This window comes from Massilicoli timonensis (assembly GCF_900199515.1).
GTDB lineage: Bacteria > Bacillota_I > Bacilli_A > Erysipelotrichales > Erysipelotrichaceae > Massilicoli > Massilicoli timonensis.
In genome coordinates this window covers 626,576-640,836 of sequence record NZ_LT963434.1, presented here as the reverse complement: position 1 = coordinate 640,836, position 14,261 = coordinate 626,576, and the positions used below count along the sequence as shown (strand labels likewise).

Sequence of the window (14,261 nt, the reverse complement as noted above, 5' to 3'; positions counted from 1 at the left end):
AGTTTTGTTCTAAGATGAGAATGTAATAGGGATAGATGGCTGTAACTAACAATAAACGAACAAAAGATGATTTTTTTACTTTTTTTTCAGTTGCAATAAACATCAAAATAGTTGATTGTTATGCACTTATACAGAAAAAATACCGTCTTGGGGAAACGGTATTTTTTCATTAACAAATTATCAATACAAAATTAAGGGAGAAAAGTTATGAGAAAATTTATTTAAGGGGATTACTTCAACAGGAGTTCTCATCTCCTGTTGGCTATAGTATAGCGAATGGCAATGTTAAAAAGATGTTTCATTTTTGGTAAATGATGTGATTATCGAGATAATTGTGTTAGATTGTATGATGATGAAGGAGAATTTGCGTGAATTTTGTCAAAGATAGGAAAAAACCGGCAGCAAGACCGGCTTTTTCCTTGTTTTAGGGGATAGAATGATATACGGAATTGGGATAGATTAGGGGATTTTCCGTATGGCAAGTTCCTCTTGCCGCTTACAGTATAGCAAGTGTGAAAGCAGAAGTTTGTCGAAGCGTGGCAGGCAAAAATAAAAATGATGAAAAGATGAGAAAGTGGTATATGTGCACAAGGATTGGTAAAGCGGTTACAGAAAATGTAAAAATAATGATCATAATACGAGAAAAAGGTAACGATTGCTATTGACAAATATGACTGGGGGGGGGGTATAATATAGCTGAATATATCAGAATGATATGTCCGGATTCAACAGAATACAAGGAGAGGAGAAACGAAATGAAAAAAACAAGTGTTTTTGGTGTGTTGGCATCAGCTGCACTGCTTTTTGGCATGAGCGTTGTACCGACAACGGTTTATGCGGAAGGCAACAGCGGTTCTGCTCCGACTTACTCAGGAAATGAATTTTTTGCCAACGGTACACCGATTACCATTGAAGAAAGTGATGAAGCGGGGAAATCAGCGCTTATCACATGGGATGGCGGAAAACAGCTGATCGATGCCGATGACATCGTTTACGGCGGCAGTGATTCAACTGAGAGTGCTGTCAATCTGCCTAGCACCAAGATTACGATGAATGGCGGTACGGTAAGAGGCATCGTTGCCGGAAACAAGATGAAAAACGAGAAAAGCTGCAAAACCAGCAAAGTGACGAATGCCGAAGTAGATATCAACGGCGGTAAGATCACGCTTGGATTATGGGGTACTGATAATCAGAACGCAGCGTTTGGCCAAGCTGTGATCAAAGAAGAAAACGGCTATTCTTATAAAAATTATGCGATCGATAAACTGACGATGACGATCGACGGCGCTGAGATCAATGATCTAAGAGGCGCTACCTCTTATACTTATATCGGTGAGATGGATGTTCGCATCGGTGAGGAGCAAGCCGCTGTATTAAACAATTTTATCGCAGGAACAAACGGCAAACTGGGCAACGTAACGCTTTCTTTATATGACGGAGAGGTCAAGACGCTCAGCAGCTTATATCGTGCGATCATCGAAGGGAAACTGACTTACCATCTTTATGGCGGTAAGAGCGGTGTGATCTATGCGGGCTCTTATTATCCTGATGAAGAAAGCTATGAAGGAGCCGGCGGCGCCGGTTCTTGGTGGACGACAAATTTCGGCAATGTTGATTATGGCTATGCGAACGCAATTGAAATCAACGTGGAAGCAGGTGCTGCTTACCAAGACATCGTATCCGGATTCCAGTATCGCAGCGACGATGTAGCCAAGTTCAAAGCATTATACGCTGATCGTTTATGGGCGATCGAAGGGCTGAATGAAACGGCGCCGGTTACATTAAATTTAGGACAGCGTCCAAGCGCCGATCCGCTTGATGCTCATTCACTTGTGGATGCGTCCGCAGCCTATGTAACGACAAATTGGAAAGCAAACACGATTAGCATCGATCCGCTTAGCCTGTCGCTTCAGGTAGGAGAAAGCGCACAGATCAAAGCGACTGTCACTCCGTCTTATGCTACGGAAGCGATCTCTTACAGCAGCAGTGATCCATCAGTTGCGACCGTTGCACAGGATGGCACCGTAACAGCGAAAAAAGCAGGCACAGCGATCATCAGTGCGACTGTGGGAAGTGCAAAAGCAACTTGTGAGGTCAGCGTAGCGGAAGCGGAAAATGAAGTGGTTGTCGATCTGCCTTCCGTTGATCAAAACAGCAATGAAGTGGAAGCAGGCGTATCACAAAAAGACAGCGCGGCATTTACCGAAACGCTGAAGGACACGATCGAGCAGATCGAAAGTGTAAAGGGCAATGATGAAAAGGTTGTCGCTGCGATCAAGGCGGCGATGGAAGCCGGAGATGATATAGAAACGACACTTACCGTGGAAAAGAAAACAGCAGAAGAAGTAAGTGCGTCCGATGTCAAGGCAGTAGAGGCGGTATTACGCGATCTGATCACAAAAACCGAAGCAAAAGAAGCCAAAGTGGCACAGTATCTGGATCTGAGCATTTTGGTAGAAGCACAGGGAAGCGCGCTTGGCAAACTGAATCAGTTAAGTGAAAAAGTAACTTTTACCGTAGCGATTCCACAGCAGCTGCAAAAAGAAAACTATGACTTCTACATCGTGCGGATCCACGGAAATGAAGTAACCAGAATTCCGGTCGTGAAAAATGCGGACGGCACCGTATCTTTCCAGAGCGATCGTTTCTCGACCTATGCACTGGTTTATACAGACGGCGCGAAAACGACGCTGGATAAGGAAGAAGTAGTCAATCCTTCGATCATTTTGGATGATACAAAACCATCAGAGAACGGAAGTACGCCAAATACCGGTGATGCGAGCCAGACAGAAGCATATGCGGCACTGCTGATGCTGAGCCTTGCACTTGCAGGAGCATTGACACTGAAAAAGAAATTAAACTAAACAGATGTTAAATGATAACGAAGAAGTGGAGCGATCCACTTTTTTGTTATATATAGGAAAATAGTATTTGTGTAATCGCACAGACTATGCTATGATATGGCGGTTATGTTTTTAAGCGATGAAACCAATCAAGAAAGCAGGTAATTATGACGACATTTCAGGAATTAGCAATCAGCGCGCCAATCAAGCAGGCGGTGCTGGAAATCGGATATCAGGAAGCTACGGCGATCCAGCAGCAGGCGATCCCGCTTATTATAGCGGGTCATGATGTTTTAGGAAAATCACAGACCGGTACCGGCAAGACGGCCGCTTTCGGGATCCCGGCATTGGAGCATGTGCAGGCAGGACAAAAGAATCCGCAGGTACTGATCTTATGCCCGACCAGAGAATTGGTCATTCAGGTTGCAATGGAACTGCGGCGTTTTTGTAAATATAAAGAGGGTGTAAAGATCATTCCGATCTATGGCGGTGAACCGATCCAGCATCAGATCCGGCTTTTGGCAAGGGGATGTGGGATCGTGGTGGGAACACCGGGAAGGCTAATGGATCATTTGCGCCGGCATACGCTGAAATTGCATCATTGCGATATGGTAGTATTAGATGAGGCAGATGAAATGCTGAACATGGGATTTAAGGAAGACATTGAAGAGATCCTGCATGCCTTTCCGCATGCGCATCAGACGATCCTGTTTTCCGCAACGATGCCGGAAGCGATCATGGCAATCGCAGGGCAGTTTCAAAAAGATCCCATTACGGTCGAAATCGCATCTGCCCAGAAAACCATTCACACTGTGGAGCAGCTTTACTATGAAGTGCCGAGAGGACAAAAAGGCACGGCGTTAAAGATCTTGCTTCGTCATTATGCACCGCGTTTGTCGATCATCTTCTGCAATACGAAAAAACAGGTGGATGAACTGTCGGTGGAATTGAGCGCAGAGGGCATGAATGTGTTATCGCTGCACGGCGATATGAAGCAGGAGCATCGCACCAATGTGATGAAGCAGTACCGCAGCGGCGCTTATCCGATCCTGATCGCCACCGATGTGGCGGCGCGCGGCATTGACGTCGATGATGTGGAACTGGTATGCAACTATGATATTCCACAGGATAATGAATACTACATTCATCGCATTGGCCGAACCGGACGGGCTGGGAAAAGCGGGAAGGCGATTACTTTGATTAGCGGGAAAAGACAAGAACGAGCGCTGCGTGATATCATGCACTTTACGAAAACCAATATCCGCAAGTGCGCCCTGCCTAGCTCTGCCCAGCTGTTAAAGCAGGAAAAAGAAGCGTTTATCGAACGCTTGAAAACGGCATGTGGAGAGGAAATTACCGCAGAGAGCATAGAGATCGCCAATCGGCTGATGGCGGAGGGCATTGCGATCGAAAATCTGATCAGCGCACTTATCGCGATGAATTTCAAACCGCAGATCATTGAAACGGCGGCATTGAATCAAAAACGTCGTCTGCATGACTATGAAACGCTGACCCTTCAGTTTGACATCGGCAGAAAAGACCGCATTCAGGCGGGCAATCTGGTATGCGCGATTGCGGAATACGGCGAAAGTGGGACTGACATGATCGGACGCATCGATGTGCGCTCAAGCGACACGCTGGTAGCAGTCGCTGCCGACAGTGCTAAGATGCTGTTAGAACGCATGCAAAATGCTAAGATCGGCGGTAAAAGCGTTACCGTGCGTTTATTAGCAAAAAGCAAGAAGCAGACAAAACACATAAAGAAAAAAGCCTCTTCAAAAGGGCAGAAGAAAGCCGTTTTCCCCGATCGAAAGCAGCGTCGTCAAACGATGCGCGGTAAGAAAAAAACGATGCGAAAACAAAGAACAAGATAGCCGATGCCGTCTTGTTTTTTTTATCGAGCAGATTATCTTACAGAAATGTTAGGCGCTCGCGTCTGCTTTTATTTCCTATTGATAGGAAATATGATATAATGCCTGTGTTAAAAAGGTTTATGTGCTTGGGAGGCAGTTATGAAGATCTATTTATATTTTGAAGGTGAAAAAATCATTCAGACTTCCGGGATCGGCAGAGCGATGAAGCACCAGATGGCGGCGCTTACCTCCGCGGGAATTGACTTTTCGATCGAGCCGTGCGAAGATTATGATATTCTGCATATCAATACCGTTGGGCCAAGCAGCTATGGCATGATCAAAAAAGCGCGCAAGCTGGGCAAGAAGGTCATCTATCATGCGCACAGCACTGAAGAGGATTTTCGCAACTCGTTCGTGCTTTCCAATCAGATCGCACCGTTGTTCAAAAAGCATCTGGTGTCGCTTTACAGCAAAGCGGATTATATCATTACGCCGACTCCTTATTCTAAGAAACTGTTGGAAGGCTATGGCATCACGCTGCCGATTGCCGCTTTGTCTAATGGGATCGATCTCAAACGCTTTGAACCGGATGCGGGAAAGATTCGTGCTTTTCGCAATTATTTTTCTTTGACGCCGGAAGATAAGGTCGTGATTTCCGTAGGTCTTTATTTTGATCGTAAAGGCATATTGGACTTTGTGGAGGTGGCGAAGCGCTTGCCGCAGTATCAATTTATCTGGTTTGGCTATACGCAGCTTTACAGCATTCCTAAGCATATCCGCCAGGTGATCACGCACGATCATCCAAGCAATGTGCTGTTTCCCGGTTATATCAAGGGCGATATGATCGAGGGCGCTTATGCGGGAGCCGACTGCTTCTTTTTTCCAAGCAAAGAAGAAACCGAGGGCATTGTCGTATTAGAGGGATTGGCAGCCAGACAGAATATCGTTTTACGCGACATCGGCGTGTTTGAGCCGTGGATGAAGTCTGCCGTGAACTGCTATAAGGGAAGAAATGTCGATGAGTTTTGTGAACTGGTGCAGGGCGTGGTGGAAAAAACGCTGCCGGATGTGAGCGAAGCAGGGCATCAGACAGCGCAAGAGCGAAGCATTGAAGCAGTCGGACAAGGCTTGAAAAAAATATATGAGGAAGTATTGGCAAAGTAGATAGGGAAAGGCAGGTGGAGTGATGAAGGACGCAAAAAATAAATACGCGATCAATTTTATGGTCATCATCGCTTTGACCCTGCTGGCGCTGTGGTTTGCGATGAAAGACAATTATCGGGAAGTATTGGATCTGATTGCCGGAATGAAATGGTACTGGCTTTTGATCATTTTGCTTTGGGGCATTGTCTATAATGTGATCGCAGGCTGGATCATCGCTATATTCGGCAAGCATTATAAAAAAGACTATCGTTTGATCGATGGGATCTTGAATGGGTTTGTCGGTTCCTTTTTCAGCGGCATTACGCCAAGCGCGACCGGCGGACAGTTTGCGCAGGCTTATATTTTGAAAAAACAGGGCATCAAGGTCAGTGACGGCGCAAGCTTATTATGGACGGACTTTATCGTCTATCAAACGACGCTGATGATCTATGTAACGATTCTTTACATCTTGCGTTTTACGCATTATACAGATATGATGGGCGTATTCTTCGTGCTGATCTTATTCGGCTATTTTGTCAATATCTGTGTGATCGGCGCACTATGGACACTGGCGCTGTTTCCGAAATTATATGTAAAGCTGTCTCGTTTTTTGATTCGTTTGTTATGCCGCATCAAGCTGGTAAAGGATCCGGAGAAACTGATGCAGTCATGGACCTTGCAGCTGGAGGCGTTTACCTTGCAGATCAAAGCGATGAAGCATGAAAAGAAGATGATCTTAAAGGCAGCCGCGATCAATGTGCTGCGCTTGACGGTGTTATATGTACTGCCCTTTGTTACGGCAAGGGCGCTTGGCATTGCGATCAGCTTCGATCTGCTTATTGACGTCATAGCCATTTCCAGCTTTGTTTCAATGGCAAATGCGTTTATTCCGATTCCCGGGGCAAGCGGGGGAACCGAGCTGGTCTTTACCCGTTTGTTTATTCCGATCGTCGGCGGCGGCGCAAATGCGAGCAGCGTCATGATCTTATGGCGTTTCTCCACCTACCATTTTGTCATGCTGGTAGGCGGACTGATCTTTGTTTACTTAAAACGAAAGTATGATTTAGAAAAAACAGTGATTCATCTATGAGATGAAAGAAAGGAGCATTTATGCGAATCGGATTATTTACGGATACCTATACTCCGGATGTAAACGGCGTCGTATCTTCGATCGTTACGCTGCAAAAAGAACTGGAAGCGCATGGGCATACTGTGTTTGTGATCACCAATCATAAAGCCTTTCTTTCGACGCAAAGAGAGGGCAATGTGCTGCGTTTGCCGGGATTAGAATTAAAGTGGCTGTATGGGTATAAGCTATCAACGCCTTATCATTTTTCTGCCAAGGAAGAAATCAGAAAAATGAATCTGGATATCATTCATGTGCATACGGAATTCGGTGTTGGTTTGTTTGCGCGGATCGTGGCGCACAGCTTAGATCTGCCGATGGTATCGACCTATCATACGATGTATGAGGACTATACCCACTACATCAATAAGTTTGAAATCGAAGAAGTGGATAAATTAACCAAGCGTTTTGCGAGCAATTATTCAAGAATGCTCTCGGACAGCTGTCAGGGCGTGATCGCACCGAGCGATAAGACGAAGGAAGCATTGCTTCGCTATGGCATTCATGCACCGATCTATGTGATCCCGACCGGTCTTTCGTTAAAGCGTTTTGATCCGGCACTTTATGATGAAGTACGGATCCGGGAACTGAAAGAACGCTATGCGATCAAGGAAGAAGATCGAATCGTTGCTTATGTGGGGCGCGTTGCCAAGGAAAAAAGCATCGATCTGCTGATCGAAGCATTTGCTTATGTAGAAGATGCCTCCATGAAGCTGCTGATCGTCGGCGGCGGGCCGCAGCTAGAGGAATTAAAAGCAAGGGCCGCGCAGTTACAATTAGAGGAACGGGTGATCTTTACGGATCGTATCGCCAATGAAGAAATCGTCGATTATTATTTTATGGCAGATGTATTTGTGTCAGCTTCATTGACCGAAACGCAGGGCATGACGTTTGTGGAAGCGCTGGCGTGCAGGCTGCCGGTGTTTGCGCGTCCGGACGAACCGCTGGAGGATTTGATCGATGAAGGAGAAAGCGGCTATTATTTCCATACCCCGCAGGATCTGGCACAGGCATTGGAAAAACATTTTGCTTTGCCATCGGAAAAACGGGAAGCCATGGGTGAATATGCGCGTGCCAAAGCGAAAAAATATGACAGCGAGCTGTTTGCGGCCAAGGTGGTAAGCGTATATTATCAGGCAATCGAAGATTATGAAAATGCATACCGCATCACCAAAGTAAAAGCATATGATGATTATGTGAAGATCACTGTTGAAAATGATAAGGATGATGTACCGGTCAAGCTGCTGATCTCACTGGATGATTATTTTGATTACAAGCTGCGCAAGGATATGCGCTTGGATCGTTTCATGGTAGAGGAGTTTAAGCGAAAAGAAGCGATCTGGAAGGCGCACCGGCTCTGTATCAAAAAGCTGCGCAGCAAGGATCGCACGACGAAGGAAATTTTGACAGCGCTTGCGTATGTGGAAGGCTTAGAGGAACGCGACAAAGAACTGATCATTGCGGATCTGGAGGGAAAGGGCTACTTGAACGATGAGGCTTATGCGAAAGAAATGATCGAAAAGCTGCAAGCCAATATGACATCGAAGCAGAAGATCATCCGCGTGCTGATGAAAAAAGGGATCGATCGGGAATTGACGGAAAGTTTATTGGGCCAGTATGAAGGCGATGATGCGATGAAGGCATATGAGCGCGCAAAGCAGCTTTATGCGGGCATGCGCGGGAAATCGCTGGAGTTAAAGAAACAGGAAGTGATCCGTAAACTGGTGGGAGAAGGCTTTTCGTTAAGCGATGCCAAAGACGCGCTTGTGCGTTTGAATCCACAGGCTGACGAAGAAGAGCAGTCCGATGCCTTGAAGCAGACCATTCGCAAAGCGGTTAGAATGTATCAGCGTAAATATCAGGGCAATGAACGCAAGAACCGCGTCGTGCGCTATTGTATGAGCAAAGGCTTTTCACTTGAGGAAATCAAGGGCGGCATAGCAGGAATGGAGTGGGAAGATGAAACGATTGAATGAATTAAATGACGGAGAAAAGGTCAAGATCAAAGTATTGCTTCAAAGTGTGCAGCGTGGGGTTACGAATAAGGGCGCGCCTTATTTGTCGCTTGTCTTGCAGGACTGCACTGCCGCGATGGATGCGAAATATTGGAATGTAAGCGAAGAAGCATTGCATCTTTATCAGCCGGGCATGCTGGTGGAAGTGAGCGGAGATGTTTTATCGCACAATAAGCAGCTGCAGATCCGCGTCAATGCTTTGCAGATTTTAGATCGCAGCACGATCGACCTGCGCGACTATGTCAAGGCGAGTTCATTATCCAAGGCAGAGCTGAAAGAGCAGATCGCACAGGTGGTCGAAGGAATCAAAAACGATGAGATCCGCAATTTGATCAGCCATGTTGTGGCGCACTATGAACGTGATCTGTATTCCTATCCGGCTGCCAGCAAAAACCATCATGCGTTTGTGGGAGGTTTGGCAACGCATATTTTGGAAATGGTCAAGCTGGGCCGCTTCATCTGTACGATGTTTCCTTTCCTGAACGAGGATTTATTGATCGGGGGGATCATCCTGCATGATTTAGGCAAGCTGGAAGAATTGAGCGGGCCGGTCATTACCGAATACACGGTAGAAGGAAAGCTGTTAGGCCATATTTCGATCATGCAGGCAGAGGTGGCGCGTATTGCCGCAGAATTGCATACCGACAAGGAAGTGGAAACACTGCTGCGTCATATGATCTTGTCGCATCATGGGCAGAAGGAATATGGATCACCGGTCTTACCGATGATTCCCGAAGCCGAGGTGCTTTATTTCATCGACAATTTAGATGCGCGCATGAATACGTTGGAAAATCTGATGAAAACGGTGGAGCCGGGTGAATTCAGTGCGCGGGTATTCTCTTTAGAGCAGCGCAGTTTTTATCAAAGCAAACTGAAGAAGGCGTAAGACCTTCTTTTTTTGTCAGCTTTATATCGTTTACGACAAACTGTGGGATGTAAAAAACTTGAAAATCGGCACTTTCTCTTTTTATACGATAAGGAAAATGGTATAATAATTACTGCGTAATCAAATAAGGGAAATACGTAGTTAAGAAAGGAAAGGTGAGAAGAATGTCATTGTTTTTAGGCAAAATGCGTCAACATATCAACGGGCATAAAGAACTGAGCGAGCATAAAGACGTTGTGAAAGTAGATGCCGGCAAAGAAGTCTTGATCCCGCTGTTTGCGACGCATTCTACAAACTTTGATGTATTCGTTAAAGCCGGGGACCATGTCAAAGTGGGTACCAAGCTGGCACAGTGCAATGACCGTATGATCGTGCCGATCTATGCGAGCGTGTCCGGTGTCGTAACCGATATCGCGCGCAAATGTATGCATGCGACATTGAAGCCGGTGGCGCACATCGCGATCGAAAACGATGGAAAATATGAAACCACACAGGCGTTTGCCCCGCTGGATTACCGGCAGGCAAGCAAAGCGGAATTGGTGGAATTTATGAAGAATGCGGGCATTGTCGGATGCGGCGGTGCTTGTTTTCCGACTTACATCAAGTATAGCGGCGATGCAGCGATCGATACGCTGATCATCAATGCGGTGGAATGTGAACCATATATCACATCTGACTATAAGATGGTCGAAGCGCATATGGAACAGATGCTGTTAGGCGCAGACGCGATGAAGAAGACGGCAGGAGCAAGAAGAGTTTGCATTGCCGTAAAGGTCAGTCATCCCGAGCTGATCGAGCAGCTGAAACAGGCGTGTGCGAAATGGGAAGGCATGGAAGTCGCGGCAGTGGCGGATGTCTATCCGATGGGATGGGAAAAAACGTTGGTGCAGACGATCTTGAAAAAGACTTATTCCCGTTTGCCAAGCGAAGTCGGTGCGATCGTAAACAATGCTTCTACAGCGATCGCTTTGGCGGATGCTTTGACCAAAGGCATGCCGCTTTGTGAAAAGATCGTAACGGTATCCGGAGACGGTGTGAAAGATCCAATCAATGTGCAGGTGCGCATCGGTACGAGCGCCAAAACGATCATTGATGCGATCGGTGGTTATGCGGCTGAGGAAGTGATGCTGATTTCCGGAGGTCCGATGATGGGCAAAACGATCGTAAATGATCAGTTTGTGATCGATCGGGCGGTGAACGCGCTGACGGTGCTGCGCGTGAAAGCGTATGATGATGTGAACTGTCTTCGCTGCGGCATGTGCAGCGATCATTGTCCGGCTGGGTTACAACCGGTGCGGATCGCACAGGCGGTAAATGCCAAAGACAAGGATATGTTGCTGCGGCTTTGCGCCAATGAGTGTGTGGAATGCGGTTTGTGTACATACATTTGTCCATCGCGCTTAAATGTTACGGAAAATGTCAGAAACGGCAAACGGCAGACGATGGCCGCACTGAAGAAGTAAGGAGGGGAACAGATGAAATTTATTTATCACGCATCACCTAACTTACGTCAAAAGTTAAGCACCAAACGAATTATGTTAGAGTTGATGATTGCACTTTGTGCAGTATATGTATTTACATTGTTTTATTATTATACGCGCTATGATCTGGAACGTATGCTGCAGGCGGTATTGCTGCTTGCGGTTTCACTGGGAACGGCGCTGCTTACGGAAGGTGTCTGGGCGCTTTGTACAAAGCAGCCGGTCCTGCGCTATTTAAGCAGTTCCTTTGGCTGGATCACGGCGATGATCTTGACTTTGATGTGTACGATCAATACGCCGCCTTTTGCGATCGGGGTCGCGACATTCTGTGCGATCTTTTTCGGCAAGCTGCTGTTTGGCGGTTTCGGTCAGAACATCTTTAATCCGGCGGCGATGGGACGCGCGGTGATCTTTGCCTGCTTCGCGGGTGCGACCACTGATGCGATCACCGGCGCTACTCCGACAACGGTCATGGCAAACACCTATAACTGGCTGCCTACGACTTCTGCATCTTTTGACGCTTTATTAGAGCGGGTCGGCAGCATCTGGGATCTGTTCATCGGCTGGTATCCGGGCGCCATGGGCGAAACCTGTACGGCGCTGCTTCTAATCATCGGTGTGATCTTGGCGATCCGCAAGGTCATTGACTGGCGGGTACCGCTCATCTATTTGATGACAGTGGCGCTCATGGCATTGGTGCTTGGCTTATGCGCCGGTGTGGAAGAATTATGGCTGTATGTGGCATTCCATTTATGCAGCGGCGGGGTAATGTTTGGCGCGGTATTTATGTTGACCGATCCGGTTACTTCACCGACTGCGGCACAGGGACGAGTGATCTTTGCATTAGGCGCAGGGATCTTATCCATGCTGATCCGTGTCAAAGCCAATTTGCCGGAAGGCGTTTTATATTCGATCCTGCTTATGAACATGCTGACGCCGCTGATCGAACGGGCGTTAGATGGACAGCAGGTGCGCATGCGCAAGAAAGCCTATACGATTACCGCTGTGCTGGCAGTGCTGGGCATCGCTTTGGCGGCGCTTTTGGGCAATGTGATGGAAAGCGCGGAAGAAAAGGCGGAATCGCTTGCCCTTGCCGCAGAGACGACCACTGTGCAGGAGGTGCTGTGATATGAAAAAGATTTTACATTTGACGATCTTTTTAGCAGTCGTGGCAGCGGTTGCCGGCGGCGCCTTGGCGTTTGCCAACGATCTGACGACGCCGATCATTGAGAAAAATCAACTGGCAGCGGAAAAAGAATCACTGAAGATCTTATATCCGGAAGCCTCCGATTTTAAGTCCGTTGCTCTAAAGGGCGACTCTAAGACGATCCAGAAGATCTTTCAGGTCGATGACACGACTTATATCTTTAAGATGCAGGTAGCGGGCTACAAGGACGGTACGGTCTTTATGGTAGCCATCAATACAGAAGGCGACTTGCTGAAATATCATGCGATCTCTAACGGTGATACGAGCGGGATCGGCACGAAGGTAACGGAAGATGCTTTCAAGGCTTCTTTGGAAGGCAAAAAAGCGAATGAACCACTCGACACGATCAGCGGTGCGACCGTTAGTTCTAAACCGGTCGTAGAAGGTATTCATGAAGCAGCCGCTTATGTGGACGAGTATTTGAAGTAGGAGGGTGATCTGATGAACCGTATGAAAAATTTTACTGCGGGATTTGTTCGTGAAAACCCGGTATTCTCACTATATTTAGGAATCTGTTCGACGCTGGCGGTATCGACGACGCTAAACAATGCGATCGGTATGAGCGTTGCGGTGATCGTGGTGCTGGTATTGTCAAACATGATCATTTCGGCGATTCGCAACATTACGCCAAATGAAATTCGTATTCCGGTGTATATCGTGATCATCGCAGCACTGGTAAAGATCATTCAGATGCTCATTACCGCGTATGCACCAGCACTGGATACGGCGCTAGGCACCTTTATTCCGCTGATCGTCGTAAACTGCATCATCCTAGGACGGGCGGAAGCGTTTGCGAGCAAAAACAATATTTTCGATTCCGCATTAGACGGCTTGGGCATGGGCATCGGCTATATGTTTGCGCTGCTGGTCATGTCGGCAATTCGTCAGCTTTTAGCAACCGGCGTCTTGAATTTCGCCAATCCGTTTGACATGACGCAGATGATCTTTGAGATTCGCATCATTCCTGCCGAATATGTCATCAGCATGTTCTCGCAGCCGGTCGGCGCATTCTTCACATTTGCGATCTTGGCAGCCGGTGTGGCAGCTTATAAAAATCATTTAGAAGCAAAAGCGAAAGAACAGGAGAAAGCGGAAGCGGCACTGAAAAAAGCCGCAAAGGAGGCGTAAGCAATGACTGAATTATTTACGATGTTTATTACTGCCGTATTGATCAATAACGTCATTTTGAGTCAGTTTTTGGGCATGTGTCCATTCATGGGCGTTTCCAAAAAAGCAAGCTCGGCGATCGGGATGGGCGTGGCGGTCATCTTCGTCATCGTCGTTGCGTCGATCGTAACGTATGGTATTTACTATTTGGTGCTAGATCCGCTGGGAATCACTTATATGGATCTGCTTACCTTCATTTTGGTCATTGCCTCTTTGGTGCAGCTGACAGAGATGATCATTAAGAAGAGCAGTCCGGCACTGTATCGCTCTTTGGGCGTTTACCTGCCTTTGATCACGACGAACTGTGTGGTCTTGAATGTAGCGTTGGAAAATATCAAGCAGGGCTATAACTTTGTGGAAATGTTGACGTATTCGATCGCGATCCCGGTCGGCTTCACGTTGGTGCTCTATATTTTCGCAACGATTCGGGAGCGTTTGGATGCGGCGAAAACGCCGGCAGCCTTTAAGGGCAATCCGATCGCATTGATCGTTGCCGGTATCATGGCAATTGCATTCAGCGGTCTGGCGGGACTGGTATAG

The 14,261-nt window shown here is 47.1% G+C and carries 11 protein-coding genes; all 11 read left to right on the top strand.

What is annotated here, in order from left to right; all coding sequences use genetic code 11:
- Positions 1-755 precede the first annotated feature (755 nt).
- The 11 genes from C1712_RS05160 to rsxA all read left to right on the top strand — a co-directional run bounded on the left by C1712_RS05160 (position 756) and on the right by rsxA (position 14,261).
- Positions 756-2,864, top strand: coding sequence for an Ig-like domain-containing protein (locus C1712_RS05160; protein WP_180963081.1), 2,109 nt, complete (start codon positions 756-758; stop codon positions 2,862-2,864).
- 146 nt (positions 2,865-3,010) lie between these two features.
- Entirely contained in the window at positions 3,011-4,717 is a 1,707-nt protein-coding gene (locus tag C1712_RS05155) for a DEAD/DEAH box helicase (RefSeq protein ID WP_102267425.1), read from the top strand.
- A gap of 138 nt (positions 4,718-4,855) precedes the next feature.
- Positions 4,856-5,860 carry an LTA glycolipid anchor biosynthesis glycosyltransferase, IagA/BgsA family gene (locus tag C1712_RS05150; protein ID WP_102267424.1) on the top strand — a complete coding sequence of 335 codons (1,005 nt, stop codon included), beginning with the start codon at positions 4,856-4,858 and terminating at the stop codon, positions 5,858-5,860.
- 22 nt (positions 5,861-5,882) lie between these two features.
- Complete coding sequence (locus C1712_RS05145; protein WP_102267422.1) at positions 5,883-6,929, top strand: lysylphosphatidylglycerol synthase transmembrane domain-containing protein; 1,047 nt, start codon at positions 5,883-5,885, stop codon at positions 6,927-6,929.
- A gap of 20 nt (positions 6,930-6,949) precedes the next feature.
- Positions 6,950-8,941, top strand: a complete 1,992-nt coding sequence (locus C1712_RS05140; protein ID WP_102267420.1) for a glycosyltransferase — start codon at positions 6,950-6,952, stop codon at positions 8,939-8,941.
- Positions 8,925-9,866 carry a 3'-5' exoribonuclease YhaM family protein gene (locus tag C1712_RS05135; protein WP_102267418.1) on the top strand — a complete coding sequence of 314 codons (942 nt, stop codon included), beginning with the start codon at positions 8,925-8,927 and terminating at the stop codon, positions 9,864-9,866. Before C1712_RS05140 ends, C1712_RS05135 begins: the two co-directional genes overlap by 17 nt.
- 164 nt (positions 9,867-10,030) lie before the next feature.
- A complete protein-coding gene (locus C1712_RS05130; protein WP_102267416.1) occupies positions 10,031-11,329 on the top strand; it encodes an RnfABCDGE type electron transport complex subunit C in 1,299 nt (432 codons plus the stop codon).
- 12 nt (positions 11,330-11,341) lie between these two features.
- A complete protein-coding gene (locus C1712_RS05125; protein ID WP_102267414.1) occupies positions 11,342-12,475 on the top strand; it encodes an RnfABCDGE type electron transport complex subunit D in 1,134 nt (377 codons plus the stop codon).
- Position 12,476: 1 nt separating this feature from the next.
- On the top strand, positions 12,477-12,983 hold the full coding sequence (locus tag C1712_RS05120) for an FMN-binding protein (RefSeq protein ID WP_102267412.1): 507 nt from the start codon (positions 12,477-12,479) through the stop codon (positions 12,981-12,983).
- 12 nt (positions 12,984-12,995) lie between these two features.
- The gene (gene rsxE, locus C1712_RS05115) at positions 12,996-13,682 is read left to right on the top strand and encodes an electron transport complex subunit RsxE (protein ID WP_102267410.1); all 687 of its coding nucleotides are present in this window, start codon (positions 12,996-12,998) and stop codon (positions 13,680-13,682) included.
- A 3-nt stretch (positions 13,683-13,685) separates the two neighbouring features.
- The gene (gene rsxA, locus C1712_RS05110; protein WP_102267408.1) at positions 13,686-14,261 is read left to right on the top strand and encodes an electron transport complex subunit RsxA; all 576 of its coding nucleotides are present in this window, start codon (positions 13,686-13,688) and stop codon (positions 14,259-14,261) included.